The organism is Limnohabitans sp. (assembly GCF_031538885.1).
In the GTDB taxonomy this organism is placed as follows: domain Bacteria; phylum Pseudomonadota; class Gammaproteobacteria; order Burkholderiales; family Burkholderiaceae_C; genus Limnohabitans.
The window spans coordinates 1-24,008 of sequence record NZ_JAVKLW010000013.1 but is presented as its reverse complement, the minus strand read 5'-3'; the positions used below and the strand labels follow the sequence as shown (position 1 = coordinate 24,008).

Genomic DNA, 24,008 nt, shown 5'->3' with positions numbered 1-24,008 from the left:
TTGGTATCGTTCTTCTCGGCTGAGGTGCTTGTACATTGGGCAACTTCGACTTGGCGGTTAAAGCGGCCATGATGCTCTCGCATCCTCAGCCACCTATAACCAGTTCATCTTTGTTGCACTTCGTCCTTGAATCCGCCCTTTGAATAACAGGTGGCACTGGCATGCAAGCAAATCGCCGCAGCACTGGCCACATTGAGCGACTCTTCGCCGCCAGGCTGGGCAATGCGCACATGCAGTGCCGCACGTTCGGCCAAAGTAGGTGATACGCCCTGCCCTTCATGGCCCATGAGCCAAGCGCACGGCATGGGCAGTTTGGCTTCGGCCAACAAGGTGTGCAAAAACGGGCCTCGGTGCGAACTAGTGGCAATCCACGGCATGTCCAAGGCACGCAAGTCGTCAGCACTCAAGCCTTCGACCAAGTGCAAGCCGAAATGCGCACCCATGCCAGCGCGCAAAACTTTGGGTGACCACAAGGCGGCCGTGCCTTTGATGGCCAGCACTTGTTGGAAGCCAAAGGCCGATGCACTACGCAAGATGGCCCCCACATTGCCTGCGTCTTGCACACGGTCAAGCACCACGGTGGGCGTGCTAACTTGCACCTCTTGCGAGGTGGGCGCTGCCAAGACAAAGCCCATTTTGGCCGGGGACTCGAGGCTACTGATTTCGGCAAACAGCGCATCGGGCAACACAGTGTTGCGCGTGGCCGCTTGTGTCCACTCACGCGGCGCGGTGGCCCAGAGCGATTCCGCAAACACGGCATGCTCAGGCATCACGCCACGAGCGAGTGCGGCGCGGTACAGGTGGTCGCCCTCGAGCCAGACACGGCCAAGCCTGCGGTAAGCCGTGCTGTCTTGCGACAGGCGGCGTAGGTCTTTGACCAAGGGGTTGTCGCGCGAGGTGATGAGGTTCATTTCAACACCCCGGCCACAGGCGCAAACGAGGTGCGGTGCCAAGGTGTGGCACCGTGCTCTTTGAGGGCTTGCAGATGGGCCGCTGTGCCATAGCCTTTGTGGGCATCAAAGCCGTATTGCGGGTATTGGGTGTGAAGCTGTTGGCACCAACGGTCGCGGTGGACTTTGGCCAAGATGGAGGCGGCTGAAATGGCGGGCACTTTGCTGTCGCCTTTGACGATGGCTTCGGCCAACACATCGAGGACGGGCAAGCGGTTGCCATCGACCAAGACTTTGTGGGGCTTGAGACGCAAACCTTCTACCGCACGACGCATGGCCAGCAGCGTGGCTTGCAAGATGTTGAGTTCGTCAATTTCTTCCACGCTCGCCTCAGCGATGGAGCAGCACAGGGCTTTGGCGCGAATTTCGTCATACAAGCGTTCGCGCTTTAAGGCGGTGAGTTTTTTAGAGTCGGCCAAACCCACAATGGGGTTCAAGTCATCCAAGATGACGGCGGCCGCCACAACGGGGCCAGCCAGTGGGCCGCGCCCTGCTTCGTCCACCCCCGCGATCAAGCCAGCGGGGACACCCCAAATGAGTGCGGCTTGTTCAGCGCGCAAGAACTTTTTCGATCGCATAGGCCGCCAGTGCGGGTGTGTCGCGACGCAGCGTGTCATGCAACATGGCAAAGCGTTGTTGAACAGCGGTAACCGCCGCAGGGTTGCGCAGCCACTGCAGGACGGCGTGTGCCAAGGCATCGGGGGTGGCGGCGTCTTGCAACAACTCAGGCACCACAAAGTCTTGGCACAGGACGTTGGGCAAACCAACCCAGGGCTGCAATTTTTTGCGGCGCATGATTTGCCAACTGAGCCAGTTCATGTTGTAGGCAATCACCATGGGGCGTTTGAACAACGCCGCCTCAAGCGTGGCCGTGCCACTGGCAATGAGCGTCACATCGCAAGCGGCGAGCGCCGCGTGTGATTGACCGTTGAGCAGGATGAGGTTGGACACCTCACCCGCGCCTTGGGCAATCGCTTCAATGCGCGCACGCAGTGCAGGCATGGCGGGCAGCACAAAGTGCAAGCCCGGTTGCTGTTGGGCCATGCGTTGCGCGGCTTGCAAAAAATGATGCGCCAAATACTCAATTTCAGAGCTACGACTGCCCGGCAGCAAGGCCACCACGGTAGCGTCTTGCGGCAACCCCAAGGCTGCGCGGGCTGCGGCACGGTCGGGCACCTCGGGAATGGTTTGCGCCAGGGGATGGCCCACATAGGTGGCCTCAATGCCGTGCTGGGCCAGCAAGTTTGTCTCGAATGGGAAGATGCACAACACATGGTCCACGCTTTGACGAATTCTCTCGACACGGTCGGCACGCCACGCCCAGATGGAGGGGCACACGAAGTGAATGGTGGGAATGCCTTGGGCTTTGAGGTCGTGCTCCAAGTCAAGGTTGAAGTCGGGGGCATCTACACCGATGAAAGCGCTGGGTGGATTGGCCAACAACCGTTCACGCAACTGCTGGCGAATGCCCACGATTTCACGGTAGTGGCGTAGCACTTCCACATAACCACGCACCGCCAGTTTTTCGTAGGGCCACCAAGGCTCAAAGCCCTGCGCTGCCATGCGCGGCCCGCCAATACCTGCGCTGTGCATGTCGGGCCATTGCTTGCGCATGCCGCCCAGCAACAGACCTGCCAGCAAATCGCCCGAGGCCTCGCCTGCGACGAGCGAGAAAGACAGCGCCTCGGCCATAGGAGTTAGCGAATGATGCCGCGTTGCGGCGAGGTGTGGTTCAAGAAATCCAGCATCATGGCCACATCGGGCGCGGCCTCTGGTTTTTCTTGGGCCAAGGTGGCGATACGTTCTTTGGCCTGCTCGAGCGTCAAGTCGTCGCGGTACAAGGTCTTGTGCATGGCCTTCACCGCACTGATGCGCTCAGCAGAGAACCCACGACGGCGCAAGCCTTCAAAGTTCATCGAACGAGGCTCGGCGGGTTGGCCTTGGCACATCACAAACGGCGGCAAATCCGCAAACAAGAGCGAGTGCATCGCAGTGAAGCTGTGGGCACCGATGCGCACAAACTGATGAACCACGGTGAAGCCACCCAAAATCACCCAGTCGCCCACATGCACATGACCCGCCAACTGCGCACTGTTGGCGAAGATGGTGTGGTTGCCCACGTGGCAGTCATGGGCCAAGTGCACATAGGCCATGATCCAGTTATCGTTACCTACTTGGGTGACACCTGCGTCTCCAGGGGACCCAATGTTGAAGGTGCAAAACTCGCGGATGGTGTTGCGGTCGCCAATACGCAACTCGCAAGGTTCACCAGCGTATTTCTTGTCTTGCGGAATCGCGCCCAGCGAGTTGAACTGAAAAATACGGTTTTCTTTGCCAATGGTGGTGTGGCCTTCAATCACGCAATGTGGGCCGACTGTCGTACCCGCGCCGATACGCACATGTGGGCCAATGATGGTGTAAGGCCCCACTTGCACTGAGCTGTCTAGCTCGGCTTTGGAGTCTACAAGGGCGGTGGCGTGAATGAGACTCATCGTTGGCGTCTGGGCTGTTGCGTGTTTAGGCAATGGAGCGCATGGTGCACATCAAGTCGGCTTCGGTGGCGATGACATCACCCACTTTGGCACGTGCTTTGAACTTGAAGATGCCGGCTTTCATGCGGTCCAACTCCACTTCTAAGGTGAGTTGATCACCAGGCTCGACGGGGCGCTTGAAGCGTGCGCCGTCGATGCCGGCAAAGTAGTACACGGTCTTGTCATCGGGCGTGGCGCCCAAGGTGTCAAAGGCCAACAAGGCTGCGGCTTGTGCCAAGGCTTCCAAAATCAAGACGCCAGGCATGACGGGGTGGTGCGGGAAGTGGCCCATGAAAAACGGCTCATTGATAGTCACGTTTTTGAGCGCTTTGATGCTTTTGCCTTTTTCGATTTCCAACACGCGGTCCACCAACAAGATGGGATAGCGGTGCGGCAATTGCTTCAAGATTTGGTGGATGTCCATGCTCATTTTTTTTGACTTTCAAAAGCTGATTCGAGAGATTTGATGCGCTCGCGCAAGCGGTGCAGTTGGCGCAACGTGGCGGCGTTTTTCTCCCATGACGCATTGTCATCGATGGGGAACACACCACTGTATTGGCCGGGCTGATGGATCGAACGCATGACCACCGAGGCAGCAGAGATGTGTACGCCATCGGCGAGTTGTAAATGCCCCAGCACCACCGCACCACCACCAACAGTGCAGTTCGCGCCAATGCGCGCACTGCCTGCCACACCCGCGCAACCGGCCATGGCCGTGTGTGCGCCTACGTGCACGTTGTGACCAATTTGCACCAAGTTGTCGAGCTTGACGCCGTCTTCGATCACGGTGTCGTCCAAGGCCCCGCGGTCAATACAGGTGTTGGCCCCAATTTCCACATCGTTGCCAATGCGCACAGCGCCCAACTGTTCTATTTTTTCCCAACTGCCTTGAAACAAAGCGAAGCCAAAGCCGTCGGCCCCAATCACAGCACCGGCGTGAACAATGCAGCGTTCACCCATGTGGCAGTCTTCGCCGACGGTGATGCCGGACTTGAGCCAGGTGTGGGCACCAATGTGTGCGCCACGCTCAACTACGCACAAAGGGCCAATACGGGCGGTGGGGTGGACATGGGCATGGGGATGAATCACCGCGCTGGGATGCAGCAAGGGCTCATCATGCACGCGTGTGTGCTGACGCCACAACTGCGTGAGACGTGCAAAGTAGTGGTAGGGGTTGTCTGCCACGATCAACGCAGTGCGTGGGCTAGCCGTCTGCGCAACGTCGGACGAGACAATGACGCAAGCCGCCTGCGTGGTGACGAGTTGCGATTGGTACTTGGGGTTGCTTAAAAAGCTGATTGCATCGCTGCGCGCAGTGTCTAGCGGCGCGAGTTTTTGGATGAGGTGCTGAGGGTCGCCAATCAGACGACCACCCAAACTTTCAACAATTTTGCCGAGACTCAGTGCCACGACAAATTACTTAGCGGCGTTGATGACCTTGAGCACTTTGTCAGTGATGTCGTGCTTGGGGTTGATGTAGACAGCTTCCTGCAACACCAGGTCGTATTTCTCAGCCTCTGCCACTTGCTTGATGACGCGATTTGCACGTTCGAGCACTTGTTGGAATTCTTCGTTTTTACGAGCACTGAGTTCTTCTTGGAATTCCCGACGTTTACGCTGGAAATCACGATCTTGCTCACCCAATTGCTTTTGACGCGACACACGCTGAGACTCGGACAGCGTAGGCGCTTCGCGCTCAAACTTTTCAACCACAATTTTCAAAGCGTTACCAGAGTCGTTGAGCTCCTTTTCACGCTTAGAAAACTCTTGTTCCAACTTAATTTGCGCTTGCTTGGCTGTGTTGGCTTCTTTAAAGATACGGTCTGTATTGATGAAGCCGATACGGATTTCTTCAGCTTGCGCACAAAATGCGGCCAAGCCCAATACAACAGCGAACGAAATTTGGCGAGTAAACATGTTCATCAGAAAGATGTCCCGATTTGGAATTGCAATTGTTGGATTCTATCGCCTGGGAATGTTCGGATTGGACGCGCCCATGCAAATCGCAAAGGCCCCATGGGGGACACCCAACTCAAGCCGACACCATAGGCGCTGCGTAGCATACCGAGATCGACTTTTTGGAATTCGCCATAGACGTTACCCATGTCATAAAACCCGTATAAGCGCAGGGTGCGATCGTTACCCGCACCTGGAAATGGCGCCAAAAATTCGGTGTTAAGGGTGATCTTTTTTGCACCACCAATCACAGGACCGGTGATGTCACGCGGCCCCAAGGTCCCTTGCTCAAAGCCCCGCACAGAACCCAAACCACCGGAGTAGTAGTTTTTATAGAAAGGCAAATTTTGTCCGTTCATACCGTGACCCACACCTAGGTCACTATTGAAGGCAAAGGTGTATTGCTTGGTGATGGGGAAATATTGTTGGTATTGGCCGCCCAATTTGACATACCTACCATCACCAACGGCTCCCAACTCGGTGTTCAAGCGAATGAATTTTCCACTGTTGGGATTCAAATAACTGTCACGGCTGTCACGCGCCCAACCCACGGTCACGGGTACGTTTTGTGCGACGCATCCAAAATGCTGACACAACTCGGCATGGACACCCAGCATGTTGGTTCCTGAAACAAGCTCTGTGCGTTCAGCGGCTGTGCCAACAAACACACGGTCAAGCTCACTGAATGGCAAGCCAAAACGCAAGCCCAAACCCGAGGTAATCATGCGGTAGTTACCGCCCTGTTCCACATAAGGCTTGCTAGCACGATGGTAGAACTCGATGGTGCGTGATACGCCGTCTTCGGTGAAATAAGGGTCGGTGGTGTTGATGACGTAATACTGGTTGTACTTGCTTGTGCTGACCTGTAGCCCTAAGTTATGACCAGACCCAAAAACGTTGTCTTGCTGAATACCAAAAGAGAAGGTAACTTTTTCAGCACTCGAGAAACCAGCGCCCAAGGTCAGCATGCCCGTAGGTTTTTCGACCACGTTGACATTCAAGTCCACTTGATCTTGAGAGGATGGGACTTCTTGTGTGTCAATTTCCACATCTTTAAAGTAACCCAAGCGGTTCACGCGATCACGCGACAAGCGAATTTTTTCGCCGTCGTACCAGGATGACTCGGTTTGACGGAACTCACGACGCACGATTTTATCTCGTGTACGGTTATTGCCTGCAATGTTGATGCGGCGCACATAGGCGCGACGTGCGGGGTCGGCCACCAGCACCAATTTCACCCGATTGGTCGTTCGGTCAATTTCAGGACGCACATCAGTGCGGGCAAACGCAAAACCAAAGTTGCCAAAGTACTCGTTGAATGCTTTGGTGGTTTTGGCCACATCATCAGCGTTGTAGGCTTGGCCCGCCTTGATTTCAATCAACGATTTGAACTCGTCATCTTTGCCTAGGTAGTAGCCTTCCATGGCGACTTCAGAGATGACGAAACGGTCACCCTCCGTGACGTTGATGGTGACGCTGATGTCTTGTTTATTCGGAGAGATCGCAACCTGTGTCGAATCAATACGAAACTCCAAATAACCTCTGGCCAAATACCAGGCACGTAAGGTCTCTAAATCAGCATTCAGTTTGGTGCGCGAATAGCGGTCTGACTTGGTGTACCAACTCAGCCAGTTGCCCGTGCCTTGATCGAATTGATCCAACAATTTAGATTCATCAAATGCTTTAGCACCAATCACACGCATCTCTTTGATCTTGGCTAAGTCACCTTCCACAACAGTGAACGACAGGTTCACACGGTTGCGGTCATTCGGTGTGATGGTGGTGATAATTTCTGCGCCATACAAGCTGCGATTGACGTACTGGCGCTTTAACTCTTGCTCCGCACGATCAGCCAATGCCTTATCAAAAGGTCGTCCTTCGGCTAAACCAATGTCGCGCAAGGCTTTGCGCAACACGTCTTTGTCAAACTCTTTGGTGCCGATGAATTCAACTTGGGCAATGTTGGGACGCTCCTCAACAATCAAGACCAGTACATCGCCATTAACCGCAATACGCACATCTTTGAATAAACCTAAGGCGAACACACTACGAATCGCGGCAGCGCCCTTTTCGTCCGTGTAATCATCACCCACACGAAATGGGATGGATGCAAATACGGTGCCGGGCTCTACACGCTGCAAGCCTTCCACGCGAATGTCACGTACATTGAATGGATCAGCCGCCATTGCATGAAGCACCATGAACGTACTGGCCATGAAGGCAACAGCTTGAGAAAGTGTGGTGCGACGAAATTGGAAAAGTTGCATGTTCATGAACAGAAAGCTCAGAGCCTTTGGGTGGATGTATCGGGGGACTTATGGGAGCCAACCCAGGCGAACCACGTCGTTAAAAAGAGAGAGTGCCGTCAATGCCACGAGTACCGCCAAGCCTGCGCGTTGCATGACATCAAGCCATTGGGACGAAGGAGGATGACCTGTGCAGGCCTCGTAAAGATAATACAGCAGGTGGCCGCCATCGAGCACTGGCAAAGGCAGTAGGTTGAACACGCCAAGACTCACGCTGAGCAGAGCCAAGTAGCTGAGGTACGCACCAATGCCAAGGCTTGCAGAACGTCCAGCATAGTCCACCATGGTTAAGGTACCACTCAGGTTATCGAGTGAGGCATTGCCTGTGAGTAAGCGCCCCAACATTTCAAGCGTCATCGCACTGACTTGCCAAGTTTTGTCTAAGGCTTTGTCGATGCCGTCCCACAGACCGAGCTGAACCCAAACTTGGGCCGGCGCTTCGCCCACTTGCGCACCAATACGCCCCCAGCGCGATCCATCTTGCGTGAGTGTCTCTGGCTGCACGTGCATCTGGAGCAGATGGCCAGCACGCAAGACCTCCCAATTTTGCAGGGAAGGTGTTTGGCGCTGCCCACTGGCACGCACCCATGCACGCAAATCCACCGCATCTGCAATCACATGTCCATCGATGCGCAGCACTTCGTCACCACGCTGCAAGCCAGCGGCTTGCGCAGCGCCACCGTCTTGAATGCCCGCCAAGACCGCACGACTCCAAGCCCAGGAGAAGCCTCGGGCTTGCCAAGCATCGCTGTCTTTGTTCATCGCGTCGTCTGCCAACGCCGGCAAACTCAACACGTGCGCACTGGACTTGCCAAGGGGCTTAACCTCTAGGTACACAGCAGACGCATCTTGCAAAAGCATCCACCATCGCAAGGCATCGAGCGAGGCAATGTCTTGCAAATTTTCGGCAGAAGTTCCAGCGCGTAACACGGTGTCACCGCTGCGCAGACCTGAGGCTTGCGCCAACGAGCCAGCCACAGGTGTGGCCAATGTGGCTTGCGGTTCGTACTGCCCGATCCAAAAGGTGGCCGCATAGAGGCAAATGGCCAAGATCAAATTAGCCAAGGGCCCCGCCGACACAATGGCGGCTCTTGTCCACAAAGATTGGCGATTGAAAGCCATGCATGCGTCTTGTGGCGCGACAGTCGCTTCGCGCTCATCCAACATCTTGACGTAACCACCGAGAGGAATCAGGCTGATCAAGAACTCGGTGTCTTGGCCCGGATACGGGTTACGTGATTTCCAACGCAACACAGGTTTGCCAAAGCCAACCGAAAAGCGAAGCACTTTGACGCCACACGCCACGGCCACGCGGTAGTGGCCCCATTCATGCGCGGTGATGAGCACACCGAGTGCGACTAAAAAAGCCAACAGGGTCATGGCTTATTTCGCCAAGAGGCGAACAGCATCTTCGGCAACGGCACGGGCTTGCGTGTCTAGGGCCAGCAAGTCATCCAAACTGTGCGGTGCAGCAGGCGAGAGATGTGTCATGCAGTGTTGATTAACCTCGTGGATTTGATCGAAACGAATGCGACGCTCTAAAAATGCTGCGACTGCAATTTCGTTGGCAGCATTGAGTACCGCTGTTGTGCCACGGGGACCACGCAAGGCATCCCAAGCGAGATGAATGCCTGCAAAGCGTTCAGGATGTCCGTGGTCGTCCAAGGCTTCAAATGTCATGGCAGACAAGGTATGAAAGTCCAAGGCTTGCGCGCCTGAGTGCATGCGTTCAGGCCAACTCAAACCGTAGGCAATGGGCACACGCATATCAGGCGTACCCAACTGGGCCACCACGGACATGTCGCGGTACTGCACCATCGAATGGATGATGCTTTGCGGATGAATCACCACTTCTAAGCGCTCAGGCGGCAGACCAAACAAATAACGGGCCTCAATCACTTCCAGCGCCTTGTTCATCATGGTGGCCGAGTCCACCGAAATTTTGCGGCCCATCACCCAGTTGGGGTGCGCACAGGCTTGCTCAGGCGTGACATCTTTCAGGGTGCTCAATTCGCGCGTACGAAACGGTCCACCCGAGGCGGTGAGGATGATTTTTTCCACACGGGTATCCCATGTGCTGGCGTATTCTGGCAATGACTGAAAAATGGCCGAGTGCTCGCTGTCAATCGGCAACAGTGTGGCACCGCCTTGCTTGACGGCATCTAAAAACACTTCGGCGCCGACCACCAAGGCTTCCTTGTTTGCCAACAGCAACCGTTTGCCAGCGCGTGCCGCCGTTAAACAAGGCGACAGGCCTGCGGCGCCCACAATGGCAGCCATCACGGCATCCACCTCCGGATGTGCGCAGACCTCGTCTAACGCAGCGCTGCCACTGAGCACGACTGTGGGCAAGCCCTCGGCTTGAATTTTGTCGTTGAGCTGCTGAGCAGCTGTCGCATGCACCATCACCGCAAAGCGTGGTTTGAATTGCGCACATTGGCGCAACATCAGATCAACCTGGGTGGCGCCTGTGAGTGCAAAAACTTGGAATCGTTCGGGGTGACGTGCCACCACGTCCAAGGTATTGGTGCCAATCGAGCCCGTAGAGCCCAGCACCGTGATGTGTTGTGGTTTCACCTCTGCGTGCATGCCTGTGTGCATCTGCGTCACACCGATTGCGCCAACATCAAGGCCAATGGCAAGGCGGGTAGCAAGGCATCCACGCGGTCCAGCGCGCCGCCATGACCAGGCAATAACTGGCTGCTGTCTTTCATGCCAGCGCTGCGCTTGACCAAGGACTCGACCAAGTCACCTGCCACACTCATCAGGGTCAGGAACAGCACCGCCAACACCAAGAACGGTGCGCCGCGGCTATACAAGCGGGTGTAGAGGCTGGGGCTGTCCACCGCATATTGCGTGTCTACCCAAATCCACACACAGGCCATGAGCAACACGCTCACCATGCCGCCCCACACGCCTTCCCAGCTTTTGCCAGGGCTGATGGCTGGGGCCAATTTGCGTTGCCCAAACGCACGCCCCGAGAAATAAGCAGCAATGTCCGCCATCCACACCAAGAACAGCGCGGACAACAAAAAGTTAACGCCCATCACTTTGGCTTGGTACATGGCGAGCCATGTCAACCACAGCGCCAACACACCCACCACCAAGCGTAACCCAAGTGGAATGGCTGCCCAGCGCACAACGCCATGACGAATCAACCAAGCGGCGACCAACACCCAAGTCGCCCCTGTGATGTGCCACACATGGGTTAGCGCGTCGTAAGCCCAACGCGCGGACCACGCATACAAACACAGCATCACGCACACGGCAGCTACACGCAACGAGCCACGCATGGCCAAGCCATTGAGACGACCCCACTCCCAAGCACCCGCTGCAATCAGCACGAGGCTCAAGCCAGCCAAAGGCTCTGCGCTGCCCGCCAGCAAAGCGGGCAACAAAAGCGCCAACAAAACCAGCGCAGTGATGACGCGTTGCTTCAACATCTGGCTTAGACCGCCATGATTTCGTGTTCTTTACTGGCGATCAGCTTGTCGATCTCAGCAATGTGGCTGTCTGTTACTTTTTGGATGTCGGCTTCTGCACGTTTTTGTTCGTCTTCAGAAGCAAGTTTGTCTTTCACCAACTTCTTCACCGATTCGTTGGCATCACGGCGCAAATTGCGCACGGCGACCTTGGCGTTTTCACCTTCGGTGCGAACCACTTTGGTGAGTTCTTTGCGGCGCTCTTCAGACATGGGAGGCATAGGGACGCGGATCAACTCGCCCATGGACGAGGGGTTCAAGCCCAAATCGCTGTCGCGAATGGCTTTTTCAATCTTGGCACCCATGGACTTTTCCCAAGGTTGCACGCTCAAGGTACGTGCATCCAGCAACGACACGTTGGCCACTTGGCTGATGGGCACCATCGAGCCGTAGTAATCGACTTGCACCGAGTCCAGCAAAGACGGGCTGGGGCGTCCCGTACGAATTTTAGTCAAGCTGTGGCTGAAGGCCGCAATGGATTGCCCCATTTTGGTTTCGGTGGTTTTCTTGATGTCAGCGATGGTCATGTTGTGCTCCTGGGGCAGCGCAGTGTGAGATTCGAAAAAATGTGGGGCTTATGCGTGCACCAAGGTGCCTTCGTCTTCGCCCATGACGACACGCTTGAGCGCACCGTTCTTGAAAATAGAGAACACCTTGATGGGTAACTTTTGATCACGGCACAACGCAAAGGCGGTGGCGTCCATGATGCCAAGGTTTTGGCCAATGGCATCGTCAAAGCTGATTTCGGTGTAACGCGTGGCGTTGGGATCTTTCTTGGGGTCTGCGGTGTAAACGCCGTCGACCTTGGTGGCTTTGAGCACCATCTCCGCACCGATTTCAGCGCCACGCAATGCGGCTGCAGTGTCTGTCGTGAAGAATGGGTTACCCGTGCCCGCAGCAAACACGACCACTTTGCCTTCTTCGAGGTATTGCAAAGCTTTAGGGCGTACATAAGGCTCGACCACTTGGTCAATCGCGATGGCAGACATAACGCGTGCGGTCAGTCCTGTCTTGTTCATCGCGTCGGCCAAAGCCAACGAGTTCATCACGGTGGCCAACATACCCATGTAGTCGGCGGTGGCGCGGTCCATACCAACAGACCCACCCGCCACACCTCGGAAAATATTGCCGCCGCCAATCACGATGGCAACTTCAACGCCGAGGTTGATGACTTCAGTCACCTCGTCGACGATGCGAACAATGGTGTTGCGGTTGATACCGAACGCATCGTCGCCCATCAAGGCCTCTCCGGACAGCTTGAGCAAGATACGCTTGTAGGCTGGCTTGGGTGAGGTCATGAAAGGCTCCTTGATGTGTGTGGTTGAATTGATGTACGAGTGATATCAAAAGGGGAGCCTAAGCCCCCCTTTTTTTCTTAAGCTGACTGCTTGGCAGCGGCAACTTGCGCAGCCACTTCGGCGGCAAAGTCGTCCACCTTCTTCTCGATGCCTTCGCCCACCACATACAAGGTGAAAGAAGCCACGTTGGTGTTGGCAGCCTTGAGCATTTGCTCAACGGTTTGCTTGTCGTTCTTGACGAAAGTTTGGTTAAACAAAGAGACTTCTTTGAGGTACTTCTGCACAGAACCTTCGATCATCTTGGTGGTGATGTCAGCAGGTTTACCAGACTCAGCCGCTTTGGCAGCAGCGACTGAACGCTCTTTTTCGATCAGGTCAGCCGGCACATCTGCGCTGGTCAAAGCCACTGGCTTCATCGCAGCCACGTGCATCGCCACATCTTTCGCAGCTGTCTCGTCGCCGTCGAACTCGACCAACACACCAATGCGTGTGCCGTGCAAGTAAGCAGCCAACTTGTGCGCGCCTTCAAAGCGCTTGAAACGGCGGAAACTCATGTTCTCGCCAATCTTGCCAATCAAACCTTTACGCACGTCCTCAAGCGTCGGGCCAAAGCCATCTTGGCTGTATGGCAAAACGCCCATGACTTCGACAGAAGCGGGGTTGTGCTTGGCAATCAGTTCAGCCGCAGCTTGCGCCAATGCCAAGAAGCTGTCGTTCTTGGTCACAAAATCAGTTTCGCAGTTCACTTCCAACAAAGCGCCTGTGTTGCCGCTGATGTAGCTAGAGACAACACCTTCAGCGGTGACGCGGCTAGAGGCCTTGCCAGCTTTGCTGCCGAGCTTGACGCGCAGCAACTCTTCGGCTTTGGCCATGTCGCCATCGGCCTCGGTCAGGGCTTTTTTGCACTCCATCATGGGGGCGTCAGTTTTTCCGCGCAGTTCAGCGACCATGCTTGCGGTGATTGCAGCCATTTAAATTCTCCGTATTCAGTTCAAAACAATTTGGGTGTGAAAAAGGGGCTTCACAAGCCCCTTTTCAAGCTTGGGCTGCGCGGTTAAGCAGCGACTTCAACAAACTCTTCGTCGCCTTCGGTCACAGCTTTGACCAAGTCGTTGGTGGCATTGGCACGACCTTCGATGATCGCGTCAGCGATACCGCGTGCGTACAAAGTCACAGCCTTGGAAGAGTCATCATTGCCAGGAATGATGTAATCGATGCCTTCGGGTGAGTGATTAGAGTCCACCACGCCAAGCAACGGGATACCCAATTTCTTAGCTTCGGCGATGGCAATCTTGTGGTAACCCACGTCGATCACGAAAATCGCATCAGGCAACACGGCCATGTCTTGGATACCGCCGATATCTTTTTCAAGCTTTTCCATTTCGCGCTTGAACATCAATTGTTCTTTTTTAGACAAAGCATCCAAGCCAGCTTCTTGCTGGATCTTCATGTCTTTCAAACGCTTGATCGATGTCTTGACGGTTTTAAAGTTGGTCAACATGCCACCCAACCAACGTTGGTCAACATAAGGTACACCCGCACGCTGTGCTTCGGCGGCGACGATTTCGCGGGATTGACGCTTGGTGCCAATCATCAACACGGTGCCACGGTTCGCAGACAACTGTTTGACGAACTTGACGGCGTCTTGGAACATCGGCAACGATTTTTCCAAGTTGATGATGTGAATTTTGTTGCGGTGACCGAAGATGAACGGAGACATCTTGGGGTTCCAGAAGCGAGTTTGGTGACCAAAGTGGACGCCGGCTTCCAGCATTTCGCGCATAGTGACTGACATAGGGATACTCCAAAGGTTGGGTCTAAAATCCAGCCCATCATCACCGCAAGTTTTTAGTTTAAAAACTCTTGGCAACACCTCAATTGGACTGGTTTGCGAGTGATGTTTGTCCGAACTTGAGACAACGCCTCGACCTCGGAAAAACCTCATGATTCTAGCACAGCAATACATGCCCCCTGCCCTTATTTACCTGCCATCCACGAGAACCAACGCATGAAGGTCGCCGTGATTGGCGCAGGCGTCATCGGCGTCACCACTGCCTACGAACTGGCCGCCCAGGGGCATCAAGTTCGTGTGTTTGAATGCAATGGTGCAACCGCCGAAGAGTGCAGTTTTGCCAATACAGGCATCACTTCCTCAGGTTACACAGCCCCTTGGGCTAAGCCGGGCCTCGTCAAACACGTGCTATCGCACCTTTGGCAGCGCGACACGCCCTTACGTATTTCTAGTCCAAGCATGGCCGACTGGCGCTGGGTGTGGCAAATGCGCAGGGCGTGTGACAGCACCACCTTCGCACGCAACCGCGCCAACATGTTGCGCTTGGCCGAGTACAGCCACCACCGAATGCGCACCCTCACCGACACCTTGAACTTGGAGCATGAACGTAGCCAAGGCTTCATGGTGTTGTTGCGCACAGAACGGGAGAGCAAACTCATGCAAGCATCCCTTCAGCTGCTACGTGATGCAGGGCTAGGCTTCAAAAGCTTGAATGCCGAAGAAGCTAGGCGCATTGAGCCCGCACTGAACCCTGAAACCAAATTGACACGAGCCATTTACTTCCCAGACGACGAGGTAGGCAACTGTCGCCAATTCACGTTGCTTCTCAAAAGCGAAGCTGAATCCTTAGGCGCGAAATTCCACTTCAACACGCGTGTGCTGCCCTTGTCTGCCTCGCAACCCAAAACCATCCGCACCACAGAGCAAGACGTAGGCGAAGCGTTCGATGCCGTGGTGGTGTGTGCGGGCTTGGCCAGTGCGCAATTGCTGCGTCCGTTGGGTTTACGTCTTCCACTCGCGGCAGTCCACGGCTACACCATCAGCGCAGCGGTGCGCGAGCCGCTGGACGCACCACGCAGCGGTGTCATCGATGAACAATTCAAAGTAGCCATCAGTCGATTGGGGCAACGTGTACGGGTATCGGGTGGCTCAGAGATTGGCGGCAACGCCAAGCGCCATGACGCAGCCAGCATCAACACCTTGTACCGCGTGCTAGATAACTGGTTTCCAGGTGCCGCACGCACACAAGACAATGTTCAGGTCTGGAAAGGCTCACGTCCCATGTTGCCCGATGGCCCGCCCATCATCGGTGCCAGTGGTGTTTCGGGGGTGTGGCTGAACTTGGGTCACGGAGCTAGTGGGTGGGCTTTGGCCTGCGGCAGTGCGCGTGTACTAGCAGACAGCATCGACGGCAAAAAAACTGACATCGATTTGCAGGGCCTCGGCCTTGAACGTTTACATCTTCAATGATGCATGCCTCCTGTTTGACGCACGCACTCAACAGCCAAGCCACCTGGCCGCTGCACACCGTCGCACAAACGCAAGCACTGGAGCATCACGCGCAAGCCGCACTCCCTGCACACACCTTGATGCAACGTGCGGGATTGACTACCGCACAACTGGCGCCGGCCATTGGACCGCATGCACACAAAATTTGAATTGCGCGTGGCCTAGCAGGTTGCTAATGGCAAAGATGGGATGACGAAATGGGTTTTTTACACCGAAAATCGTGCTATCGACGCACACAATTGCACATCGTGAAGTCCGTAACAAATCACGCTGCAAATTCATGTGTTGTGCAGACCTTTCCTAAGGTAAAACACAAAGCCGCCCACGCATGCGAGACAATGCGCATATGTTTCACATCGTCCTGGTCCACCCCGAAATTCCGCCCAACACAGGCAACATCATCCGCTTGGCGGCCAACACTGGTTGCACCCTGCATTTGATCGAGCCTTTGGGCTTCTCGATGGAAGACAAACACATGCGCCGCGCGGGTTTGGACTACCACGAGTACACGCCCGTGCTGCGCCACGCCGACTGGGCCACGTTTTTGAGCGACGCCCAACCCGTCCCCACCCGCCTATTTGCCATGACCACCAAAGGCTCTCACACCGCGCACGACATGGCGTTTCAGCCGGGCGATTGGTTTGTGTTTGGGGCGGAGACCAGCGGCTTGCCAGTAAACATTCGCGAAAGCTTCCCCCTCACACAACGCCTGCGCCTGCCCATGCGCGCCGACCAACGCAGCTTGAATCTGTCGAACTCAGTCGCCGTCATCACCTACGAGGCGTGGCGGCAAAACGGTTTTGCGGGAAAGCGCTAAAAAAGCCCGTTGATTCAAGTCAAGGCTTATAGCCTCAGGTTTTAAGCCCTCGCCTACACTAGAGGGCTTGATTTATATCGATTTATTCCTGTCATGAGCGCATTCCTAGACGAAGAAGTTTTGTCCGTCCACCATTGGACCGACCGCCTGTTCAGCTTCACCACCACACGCGACACCTCGCTGCGTTTCTCCAACGGCCACTTCACCATGATCGGCTTGCGCGGCGAAAACGGCAAACCGCTGCTGCGCGCCTACAGCATCGTCAGCGCCAACTACGAAGAACACCTGGAGTTCCTCAGCATCAAAGTGCAAGACGGCCCCCTCACCTCCAAGCTGCAACACATCCAAGTGGGCGACAAAATCGTGGTTGGCAAAAAGCCAACAGGTACTTTGTTAATCGACTATTTGTTGCCTGCCAAAAACCTCTACCTCATTGGCACAGGCACCGGCCTGGCCCCCTTCCTCAGCATCGTGCGCGACCCTGAGACGTATGAGCGTTTTAAGAAAGTCATCTTGGTCCACGGTGTGCGCGAAGTGAAAGAACTGGCCTACCACGACTACCTGACCGACGAGCTGCCTAAGCATGAGTTCTTGGGGGAGATGGTCAGCGCCCAAATGCTGTACTACCCCACCGTCACCCGCGAGCCCTACAAAAACCAAGGCCGTGTGACAGACTTGCTCACCTCCAACAAGCTCACCCAAGCTTTGGGTTTGCCCAACATAGATCCGGCCAACGACCGCATCATGATTTGTGGCAGCCCCGCGCTGAACAAAGACATGCGCGCCTTGCTCGAAGCGCGTGGTTTCAAAGAAGGCTCCACCACCACCCCTGGCGACTTTGTGGTGGAACGTTCCTTCGTTGCGCAGTAAGCCAAGCCGCCGGTGTTCGAACCCAGTCAAGCCGATGTACGGCGCTTCTTCTGCGCGGTCTATGCCAAATGGCGTGACGCCCAGCCAATGGATGCGTTGGAAACCTTGGCCAGCCAATGGGTGGCCGAACACCCCGAGTACCACACTGATTTTTCAAACGTTGATACTGCGCTGGAACGCATGTATGAAGTGAAAGACGGCAAGACCAACCCCTTCTTGCACCTGTCCATGCACCTGTCGGTCAGTGAGCAATGTTCGATTGACCAGCCGCGTGGCATTCGCCAAGCGGTGGAGCTACTCACCGCCAAGCGGGACTCGCTGCACGACGCACACCACGAAACCATGGACGCCTTGGGTCAAATGATTTGGGAAAGCCAACGCAGCGGTCGCCCGCCTGATGGGCAGGCTTATATTGATGCGGTGCAGCGTAGGGCGACAAAAAACTAAAACACGCGGTGATGGCCATGGCTACGTCTATTTGCTTGCTGCCGCAAAAGCGGTAGCGGCAATCCGTACCATGCTCGGGGGCAGGGTTCCGAGCTTTGGAACTTGACCGTGTAGCGCGTGGGACGGGAGAGAACAGGCTTACTCACTGCACGACGCCCACCACCAAAACATGAAAGACCGTATCAACAAACTCTTGAGCCGTGAATTGACTGCCTTAGGAGCTCGAGCGTTCTATCCGGATGTAGGTGGCGTCCAGTGCCCAGACCTGTTTGCTACGCACGATGGCCAAGATGGGTTGACGAAATGGGTCTCTTACGCCGAAAAATCGTGCTATCGACGCACACAATTGCACATCGTGAAGTCCGATCGCTGGTGGAAGAAAACAACAGCAGATCATCGCCGTCACCACCATCTAAAACGTTATGTGCGCCCCTGGCAACCAAGGTGTCTGCGCCATTCATGCCCCACAAAACGTTGCTGTCATTGCCTTTGATCACATCTGACAATTCAACTCGGATAGAAGGAAGGGTGGCTGATGCACCTTGGTGCGTCCTTGGTGACGGGTAATGACTGTTTTCACAAAATACAAACCCAAGCCCACGCCCACCGCATCTGCCTTTTTGCACAACTCAAAGTCAAGTCAATGCTGCTGTGATGGGATGATATTTACACCACCATCACCCCACGGGCTTGCAAGTCCTCCACCGTATATCCCGCCAAACTCGACCATACCCCGCGCAGCACAATCGTTTGTACTTGGCTGTTGTCGGGGTTGTGCGCGGTGATCTTGGCGTCGGCGGCATTCGTCGTGTCTTGTGACAAACTCACATAAGTGCCGACGCTGTAGCCCGTGGACGCCCCCGCCCAACCTTGCACCAAGCTCGACAGGTTGAGCTTGTCGCCCGTTGCCGTGGCACTCGACCCGCTGCCACTGAAGCTGACCACCAAGTCCGTCACCACATCGGTGCCGTTTTGCCCAGCAATCCAGTAGAAGGTGTCGTTGCCGCCGTTGCCGGTCAGGGTGTTGTCGGCGCTGTTGGCCGTGATGCGATCATCGTAGGGGCTACCTATGGCGTTTTCGATCACCACGCCGTTGGCAATGGTGACGGGGTTGAGCGTGTTGTCGACAGTCCTGGATGTGCCGTTGACATAACGAACGGACTGGTATTCGCGGACGGCGCTGATGAAACCGCCCCCGTCGATCTCGTCTTGCAAGGTGGCAGCACGCAGATCGACGATAGCGCCATTGCTCGCGCGCGCAGCACTCAAAGTGTCGTTGCCGCCCGCATCCCAAATGGTTGACCACTGCAGAAGGTCGGTCATGTCGTACACATCATCGCCCGTGCGAGTGCTCATGTTTCTTCCATACAGTGCTTGCAAGGCCGCCACATCGAAAGCAGCAGGCGAAGTCTGGTTGACTGCGTTGATATAAATTCCCAAGTCTTCTCGATACAGATAAGGGGTGTAGGATAAGTTGGTGTAAACGCTGGCGTTTAAACTGTGGTTACCGGGTGTGCCTCCTACGCTACTGGGGTTATCGACAACACCGGGGAATCCGTCTGACTGGCTGAGGTCAAAGGGGTGGGTTAAAGCCAGTCCATGCAGAATCTCGTGCGACAAAACTGAAAAGCCGCCAGGCCCCATACTATCTGTCTCGCTTGTTCGCAAACCGTCTGTACCCAATTGGGTCCCCCGGAGCTCACTGAAAATCGTAAAAGACCGATTGACATTGCGGCTTATTGTGCTTTGAAATGCGCTGTCTCCAAACGTATCTGATGAGAACACCCAAAAATTAAGGTTGGCTTGCGCAGGGTTATAAACCTCTCGAAAAATCACCCCCGTGACGTCTGTGATGGATTGATACACATACTTGACGGCTTCGCGGGCAGCTGCACTCCATTCGATGCCATCAGCTTGTACTATCGCGTTATAGCCCGTGCCATAGTAATAGCTGATCGCCCTCTCTTCTCCGGTTGGAAAAGTCCATTGCACGCCGGTCGTCAGACCGTTGACGTAAGCGTTTCCACCCTCGTACGGAACTTCGAGGGGCATGGCTCCCCCACTGGTAGAAGTGGGACCAGCGCTGGCCACCTTTGTGCCGTCAGCAGGGGCGGTGACCAAATCGCTGACCCAGCTGCCTTGCAACTTTAGTGTGGCGCTCTCCCCGGTAGAAAGCAAGGCCCGTGAGCCGTTGAGCGACAGACTGTTGGCCACTACAGTAATGCCGTCGCTATCTATCTCGTTTGCCGCAAGCTTGTATTCGAATGCCATCTCTTGTCGAGGCGTGTCAGCTTTTGATGCCAACTTGGCTGTACGTATTGTTCCCCCAACGTCGATCTGAATGGTTGGCGTCTTGCTGGCCAAGTCCGGGAAGGTCACCAAGTCATCCAAACGCAGCACGATTTGTACTGTGTCACCTTTTATATAAGCGTGGGCTGAATTTGGGGCGATCGTCAGTCCGATGGCGTTGTTTCCGATGATGGTGAGTGCAAAGTTGTCGCCCGAAAGTGATTCGTTACCCGCAACATCGATGGAGTTGGCGTTCAAGCTATGGGTGCGCGCCGACAGTTTAGGGGTGGTGAAGTGCCATAAACCAGTGCCGTCGGCCACTGTCGTCCCCAGCAAAGTCGTGCCATCAAAAACCCGTACGACAGAATCGGCTTCTGCAGTTCCGGTCAGCCGCGGGGTATTGTCACTTAGGCTGCCATTTACGGACGCAATGTCACCCTCATCCGACTCTGCACCGCGTATGAGGGGTTTGATATCCGCTGCTGTGTTGTCGCGCACCACGGTCAGGTATTGTTCAGCATAACTGCTATCGCTCACTGATTTTTGCGAGACCGTGAGCCGGTGTTCGCCCTCCGTAAAGGTGTTGGCGGCGGTCAATGTGACACCATTGATAGCCAAGCCTAGATCAGTTTTTTTGACGGATTTCAGCCAAGATGTCACTTGCTCGGGATTGGCGGTCAAACGGTTGTCTGGTGTGGCCCTGAACCATTCATAAGTATCCCAATCGTTGGAAATTCGGTAAGCCTCACCAACGGGCGCCCAAATATACCAATTGCTTCCTGACCACGTACCCTTGTAGATGGGCCGCGACACATCAACCTCAGTCACTCCAAAGTTACTGGCCATGACGCCTTTTTGTAAATCATCCAGGAGTGACTGCTGACTGATCTGGCGGTAGATACCCACGCCTGCGGCGCTGATGCCACTGACCGTGATAGTGCTAGCCGAGAAGCTCCACGCACCAGTTGTGGCGCTGGGGTTTGCCGTGCCCAGCACGGTGCTTCCGTCCTGTATGGTGAGCACACCCAGTGCGGGATCGGCCAGCCCATTGAGCGCAAACGCATTGGCTCTGGTGATGTTGTCACTAGTATGGGCCTGTATGACCGCGCTGTTATCGGCATTGGTGACATAAGTGTCAGTGGCCAAGCGCGCACTCAGCGTTTTACCCGTGGTGGCGTTGAAGGTGTAGTTCTGGGTGGTGGACAGTTCACCATCGGTGATGTTCAGGCTCAAGCTGGCAGGGCCCGGCGCCGTGGCAGTGAAACGGGCCTGGCTCAATGCGGTTTGAATTTGACTGGCCGTGCCGTGCAGTTGTATGCCAGGGATGCTGCTATCGCTGTCAGTCAGACCACTTAAGCTGCCGTTGGTGGGTGTAAGCGTGAGGGTTAACCAGTTGGAATCGGCGTCGGTGAGACTGAAGTCGTGCACCGTTGTTGGCACACCAACCCCCACCTGCTGAGTACCCGTGGGCATACCGTTGAACTGAGGGGCGGCCATGTTGCTACCCAGCACGTTGACAGTCACCGTCTCGATTCGGGTGTTGCCGTTGGTGTCGGTCGCGGCGATGTCGACTTGGTAGACATCCGTGCCCGCCGTGGAGCCATTGGTACCCACCACCGGCGCCGACTTGAAGCTGAGCACGCCATTGATCAATGTGAACAGCGCGTTGTCTGCCGCTGCGCTGTTGAGTGTCAAAGTGACGGGGCCACCACGGTCATCCACTGCGCCGGGCTCACCCACTCGCACCGCGCCACCACCTGCACGGAGGTCGAAAGATTTGCGGTTCAGGGTAGGAGCAAGCAAGTCGCGTACCAGTGAGTCGCTGGCGGTACGACTGACCGCATTGCCAGCCTTGTCGGACAAAACCACGGTGACAGCACCGCCCGAGTTGACCATTGCCTGCACCTCGGCAGCGGTAGGGCTACCGTCGCTGGTGGTGTAGCTCACCTGGGTGTCGGTGCCGCTGATGGTGTTGTCCGAGCCAATGAACTGCCCGTCCACAAAGAACTGCGCCTGTCCACCCATGGCTTGCCTTGCTTGGATGCGGGCACTGAATACCAATGCCGTGTTGGTGCTGTTGAGAGTATTGGCAATGACCGTGCCACCTTGTGCTGTCACGCGCAAATCAGTAGGCACGTCTGGAGCCACCGTGTCCAGCACCACGCGTAAAGCATTGTTGTTGGTCTGCAATGCGGGCACAGTCAGCTTGGCCGTGTTGCCTGCAGCATCCTTGAGGGTTCCCGAGTTGAGCGACAAGGCCTGCGTGTTGGCAGTTAAGCCTCCGTCGATGTCCACATCCTCTACGGCCAGTGAATAAACAAACACGAGGGCGGTCGTACCGCTGCCACTGACGTAGGTAGCTAGCCGCAAATTGCCGCCGATGTCAATCGCGTAGGTGGGCTTGCTCCCTGATGTGTTGATATTGACGGCCTCGCTCCAGTTCACCAATACCCGAACTTGGTCGCCAGCAGTCAGGTCGCCTTCCTTGGGTGAACCATTAAATTCCGTGCCCTGCAGCGTGACCGAGGTCACGCTGGGGCGATCGAAGGTGAGAATGTTGCGCGTCGTGGTGGCTGTTTGCTTGTTCTGCGCAGCATCGCTGGCCTCCACCGTGAAAGTGTGTGAGCCGCCGCTCAAGCCTGTGAGATTGATGCTCCATTGGCCGCTGGCATCGGCCTGTGTGCGAGCCAGCTCCAAGTCCCCCTCCAGCACGCGAACCTGGGCCATGGCCTCGGTGCTGCCCTGAATGATTTGCGGTTGCAAGTCAGGGGGTAGCAGACTCAAATTGGTGGCGGGAACGGTGGGAGCGACAACTTGCGTGACCTTGGAATTGGTGACAGTAGGGCTGCCGCCGTTGCCATTGCCCCAGATGTTGTAAGTGGTATCGCCCACCCCCTCGTCCAGCGGCATATAGGCCTTGAGGTCAGCAGGCAAGCTGCTGCCCCAGCTGTAAGCAGTACTGGCATCGGTCTGTACCTGCGCCTGTGTGCGCCCCCCGTCCCAGACCTGAACCTCCCGCACCAAACCTTTGAGGGGGTAATAAAGCCTGTTAGCGTTCCCAACGTCCAAGAAGACATTCGATAATGTCGGCTTGGTTGTTGAGCCGGTCGCCGTGATCCAAACCTCGCCGTCAACAAAGACCTTCCATGCAGTCTTGGTGGGTGTTGAGTCTATCGACACGGCAACGTGGTGCCAGCCCGTCAGCATGGCGGTTGTGATTGCACTGGTGCTCGTGACAACTGGCAATAGATAGCCCGTCAAAGAAACGGTACCTGTCGTGCCATTCAATTTGAGGTTCATCTCGTCATTCGCGGTCAAAGACGGACTCAAACCGAACAGGTACTGCTCTGCGGCGAGCGTGTCGAACTTGAACCAGGCTTCGACAGCAAGACCTTTGGCTCTGATCCCTGCCCCCGCAAAAATGTTCAGGCGTTGGGTCGATGTAGCCACACCTGAGGCCACGCTGGTGGTGGCAATGCGTGCCGCAGTATCCCAGTTGGGCATCTGCGTGGTGTTGCTGGTGATGGACAGGGGGGGCGGGGTGGTGTCGGACGGTGCCCCGACAGACACCGTGAATGTCTGACTTGCAAAAAGTCCGCCGCGATCGGTCATGGAAACGCTGACCGTGCTGCTGCCTGCTGTTGTGGGTGTGCCCGTGATTCGCCCCGTGCTGGTGTCAAGCGCAAGGCCCACGGGCAAGCTGCCCGCGGTGATGCTGTAATTTCGGGTGTCGCCGCTGTCGGGGTCGGTGAAATTTCCTG

Annotated in this window: 22 protein-coding genes and 1 pseudogene; 5 read left to right on the top strand and 18 right to left on the bottom strand. The window is 55.7% G+C overall.

The window, feature by feature from the left end; translation table 11 throughout:
• Positions 1-104: 104 nt before the first annotated feature.
• From RMS03_RS00945 to rpsB, 15 genes are all read right to left on the bottom strand, one after another.
• Positions 105-911 carry an RNA methyltransferase gene (locus tag RMS03_RS00945; RefSeq protein WP_310625251.1) on the bottom strand — a complete coding sequence of 269 codons (807 nt, stop codon included), beginning with the start codon at positions 909-911 and terminating at the stop codon, positions 105-107.
• Entirely contained in the window at positions 908-1,528 is a 621-nt protein-coding gene (rnhB, locus tag RMS03_RS00940; RefSeq protein WP_310625250.1) for a ribonuclease HII, read from the bottom strand. The genes RMS03_RS00945 and rnhB overlap by 4 nt, the downstream gene beginning before the upstream one ends.
• Positions 1,500-2,642 (bottom strand): lipid-A-disaccharide synthase, encoded by a 1,143-nt coding sequence (lpxB, locus tag RMS03_RS00935; RefSeq protein ID WP_310625249.1) that lies wholly within the window; start codon positions 2,640-2,642, stop codon positions 1,500-1,502. Before lpxB ends, rnhB begins: the two co-directional genes overlap by 29 nt.
• A 5-nt stretch (positions 2,643-2,647) precedes the next feature.
• Positions 2,648-3,442, bottom strand: coding sequence for an acyl-ACP--UDP-N-acetylglucosamine O-acyltransferase (gene lpxA, locus RMS03_RS00930; protein ID WP_310625248.1), 795 nt, complete (start codon positions 3,440-3,442; stop codon positions 2,648-2,650).
• A 25-nt stretch (positions 3,443-3,467) separates the two neighbouring features.
• Positions 3,468-3,905 carry a 3-hydroxyacyl-ACP dehydratase FabZ gene (fabZ, locus tag RMS03_RS00925; protein ID WP_310625247.1) on the bottom strand — a complete coding sequence of 146 codons (438 nt, stop codon included), beginning with the start codon at positions 3,903-3,905 and terminating at the stop codon, positions 3,468-3,470.
• A gap of 2 nt (positions 3,906-3,907) precedes the next feature.
• Entirely contained in the window at positions 3,908-4,891 is a 984-nt protein-coding gene (gene lpxD, locus RMS03_RS00920; RefSeq protein WP_310625246.1) for a UDP-3-O-(3-hydroxymyristoyl)glucosamine N-acyltransferase, read from the bottom strand.
• A gap of 6 nt (positions 4,892-4,897) precedes the next feature.
• Positions 4,898-5,404 (bottom strand): OmpH family outer membrane protein, encoded by a 507-nt coding sequence (locus RMS03_RS00915; RefSeq protein ID WP_310625245.1) that lies wholly within the window; start codon positions 5,402-5,404, stop codon positions 4,898-4,900.
• Positions 5,404-7,704, bottom strand: coding sequence for an outer membrane protein assembly factor BamA (gene bamA / locus RMS03_RS00910; protein ID WP_405023477.1), 2,301 nt, complete (start codon positions 7,702-7,704; stop codon positions 5,404-5,406). The genes RMS03_RS00915 and bamA overlap by 1 nt, the downstream gene beginning before the upstream one ends.
• Before the next feature lie 48 nt (positions 7,705-7,752).
• Positions 7,753-9,123: an RIP metalloprotease RseP gene (rseP, locus tag RMS03_RS00905; RefSeq protein WP_310625244.1), complete on the bottom strand. Its 1,371-nt coding sequence runs from the start codon at positions 9,121-9,123 to the stop codon at positions 7,753-7,755.
• Positions 9,124-9,126: 3 nt separating this feature from the next.
• Entirely contained in the window at positions 9,127-10,344 is a 1,218-nt protein-coding gene (gene ispC, locus RMS03_RS00900; protein WP_310625253.1) for a 1-deoxy-D-xylulose-5-phosphate reductoisomerase, read from the bottom strand.
• Positions 10,345-10,349: 5 nt separating this feature from the next.
• Positions 10,350-11,186, bottom strand: a complete 837-nt coding sequence (locus tag RMS03_RS00895; RefSeq protein WP_310625243.1) for a phosphatidate cytidylyltransferase — start codon at positions 11,184-11,186, stop codon at positions 10,350-10,352.
• A 5-nt stretch (positions 11,187-11,191) separates the two neighbouring features.
• Positions 11,192-11,752, bottom strand: a complete 561-nt coding sequence (gene frr, locus RMS03_RS00890) for a ribosome recycling factor (RefSeq protein ID WP_310625242.1) — start codon at positions 11,750-11,752, stop codon at positions 11,192-11,194.
• Positions 11,753-11,800: 48 nt separating this feature from the next.
• Positions 11,801-12,523, bottom strand: a complete 723-nt coding sequence (pyrH, locus tag RMS03_RS00885; protein WP_310625241.1) for a UMP kinase — start codon at positions 12,521-12,523, stop codon at positions 11,801-11,803.
• A gap of 77 nt (positions 12,524-12,600) precedes the next feature.
• A complete protein-coding gene (gene tsf, locus RMS03_RS00880; protein WP_310625240.1) occupies positions 12,601-13,494 on the bottom strand; it encodes a translation elongation factor Ts in 894 nt (297 codons plus the stop codon).
• An 83-nt stretch (positions 13,495-13,577) separates the two neighbouring features.
• Positions 13,578-14,318, bottom strand: coding sequence for a 30S ribosomal protein S2 (gene rpsB / locus RMS03_RS00875; protein WP_310625239.1), 741 nt, complete (start codon positions 14,316-14,318; stop codon positions 13,578-13,580).
• Between the two features lie 213 nt (positions 14,319-14,531).
• Between rpsB and RMS03_RS00870 the strand changes: the two genes are divergently transcribed.
• The 5 genes from RMS03_RS00870 to RMS03_RS00850 all read left to right on the top strand — a co-directional run bounded on the left by RMS03_RS00870 (position 14,532) and on the right by RMS03_RS00850 (position 17,958).
• The gene (locus tag RMS03_RS00870; protein ID WP_310625238.1) at positions 14,532-15,785 is read left to right on the top strand and encodes a D-amino acid dehydrogenase; all 1,254 of its coding nucleotides are present in this window, start codon (positions 14,532-14,534) and stop codon (positions 15,783-15,785) included.
• Complete coding sequence (locus RMS03_RS00865; protein ID WP_310625237.1) at positions 15,782-15,973, top strand: hypothetical protein; 192 nt, start codon at positions 15,782-15,784, stop codon at positions 15,971-15,973. Before RMS03_RS00870 ends, RMS03_RS00865 begins: the two co-directional genes overlap by 4 nt.
• Before the next feature lie 197 nt (positions 15,974-16,170).
• Positions 16,171-16,641 carry a tRNA (uridine(34)/cytosine(34)/5-carboxymethylaminomethyluridine(34)-2'-O)-methyltransferase TrmL gene (gene trmL / locus RMS03_RS00860; RefSeq protein ID WP_310625252.1) on the top strand — a complete coding sequence of 157 codons (471 nt, stop codon included), beginning with the start codon at positions 16,171-16,173 and terminating at the stop codon, positions 16,639-16,641.
• Between the two features lie 93 nt (positions 16,642-16,734).
• Entirely contained in the window at positions 16,735-17,511 is a 777-nt protein-coding gene (locus tag RMS03_RS00855) for a ferredoxin--NADP reductase (RefSeq protein WP_310625236.1), read from the top strand.
• 12 nt (positions 17,512-17,523) lie between these two features.
• Complete coding sequence (locus RMS03_RS00850) at positions 17,524-17,958, top strand: DUF1841 family protein (protein ID WP_310625235.1); 435 nt, start codon at positions 17,524-17,526, stop codon at positions 17,956-17,958.
• Between the two features lie 272 nt (positions 17,959-18,230).
• On the opposite strand, the gene RMS03_RS11570 is transcribed toward RMS03_RS00850, so the two are convergent.
• From RMS03_RS11570 to RMS03_RS11565, 3 genes and pseudogenes are all read right to left on the bottom strand, one after another.
• Positions 18,231-18,455 (bottom strand): hypothetical protein, encoded by a 225-nt coding sequence (locus tag RMS03_RS11570; protein ID WP_405023476.1) that lies wholly within the window; start codon positions 18,453-18,455, stop codon positions 18,231-18,233.
• 169 nt (positions 18,456-18,624) lie between these two features.
• Positions 18,625-23,859: an Ig-like domain-containing protein gene (locus RMS03_RS00845; protein ID WP_310625234.1), complete on the bottom strand. Its 5,235-nt coding sequence runs from the start codon at positions 23,857-23,859 to the stop codon at positions 18,625-18,627.
• 9 nt (positions 23,860-23,868) lie between these two features.
• Positions 23,869-23,946: pseudogene (locus RMS03_RS11565) on the bottom strand (putative Ig domain-containing protein); the annotation flags it as partial.
• Between the last annotated feature and the right edge of the window lie 62 nt (positions 23,947-24,008).

Excerpts from the sequence above, each read along its gene's own strand:
- RMS03_RS00945 (WP_310625251.1), bottom strand. The coding sequence starts at position 911 with ATGAACCTCATCACCTCGCGCGACAACCCCTTGGTCAAAGACCTACGC.
- rnhB (WP_310625250.1), bottom strand. The coding sequence starts at position 1,528 with ATGCGATCGAAAAAGTTCTTGCGCGCTGAACAAGCCGCACTCATTTGG.
- lpxB (WP_310625249.1), bottom strand. The coding sequence starts at position 2,642 with ATGGCCGAGGCGCTGTCTTTCTCGCTCGTCGCAGGCGAGGCCTCGGGC.
- lpxA (WP_310625248.1), bottom strand. The coding sequence starts at position 3,442 with ATGAGTCTCATTCACGCCACCGCCCTTGTAGACTCCAAAGCCGAGCTA.
- fabZ (WP_310625247.1), bottom strand. The coding sequence starts at position 3,905 with ATGGACATCCACCAAATCTTGAAGCAATTGCCGCACCGCTATCCCATC.
- RMS03_RS00915 (WP_310625245.1), bottom strand. The coding sequence starts at position 5,404 with ATGAACATGTTTACTCGCCAAATTTCGTTCGCTGTTGTATTGGGCTTG.
- bamA (WP_405023477.1), bottom strand. The coding sequence starts at position 7,704 with ATGCAACTTTTCCAATTTCGTCGCACCACACTTTCTCAAGCTGTTGCC.
- rseP (WP_310625244.1), bottom strand. The coding sequence starts at position 9,123 with ATGACCCTGTTGGCTTTTTTAGTCGCACTCGGTGTGCTCATCACCGCG.
- ispC (WP_310625253.1), bottom strand. The coding sequence starts at position 10,344 with ATGCACACAGGCATGCACGCAGAGGTGAAACCACAACACATCACGGTG.
- RMS03_RS00895 (WP_310625243.1), bottom strand. The coding sequence starts at position 11,186 with ATGTTGAAGCAACGCGTCATCACTGCGCTGGTTTTGTTGGCGCTTTTG.
- frr (WP_310625242.1), bottom strand. The coding sequence starts at position 11,752 with ATGACCATCGCTGACATCAAGAAAACCACCGAAACCAAAATGGGGCAA.
- pyrH (WP_310625241.1), bottom strand. The coding sequence starts at position 12,523 with ATGACCTCACCCAAGCCAGCCTACAAGCGTATCTTGCTCAAGCTGTCC.
- tsf (WP_310625240.1), bottom strand. The coding sequence starts at position 13,494 with ATGGCTGCAATCACCGCAAGCATGGTCGCTGAACTGCGCGGAAAAACT.
- rpsB (WP_310625239.1), bottom strand. The coding sequence starts at position 14,318 with ATGTCAGTCACTATGCGCGAAATGCTGGAAGCCGGCGTCCACTTTGGT.
- RMS03_RS00870 (WP_310625238.1), top strand. The coding sequence starts at position 14,532 with ATGAAGGTCGCCGTGATTGGCGCAGGCGTCATCGGCGTCACCACTGCC.
- RMS03_RS00865 (WP_310625237.1), top strand. The coding sequence starts at position 15,782 with ATGATGCATGCCTCCTGTTTGACGCACGCACTCAACAGCCAAGCCACC.
- trmL (WP_310625252.1), top strand. The coding sequence starts at position 16,171 with ATGTTTCACATCGTCCTGGTCCACCCCGAAATTCCGCCCAACACAGGC.
- RMS03_RS00855 (WP_310625236.1), top strand. The coding sequence starts at position 16,735 with ATGAGCGCATTCCTAGACGAAGAAGTTTTGTCCGTCCACCATTGGACC.
- RMS03_RS00845 (WP_310625234.1), bottom strand. The coding sequence starts at position 23,859 with ATGACCGATCGCGGCGGACTTTTTGCAAGTCAGACATTCACGGTGTCT.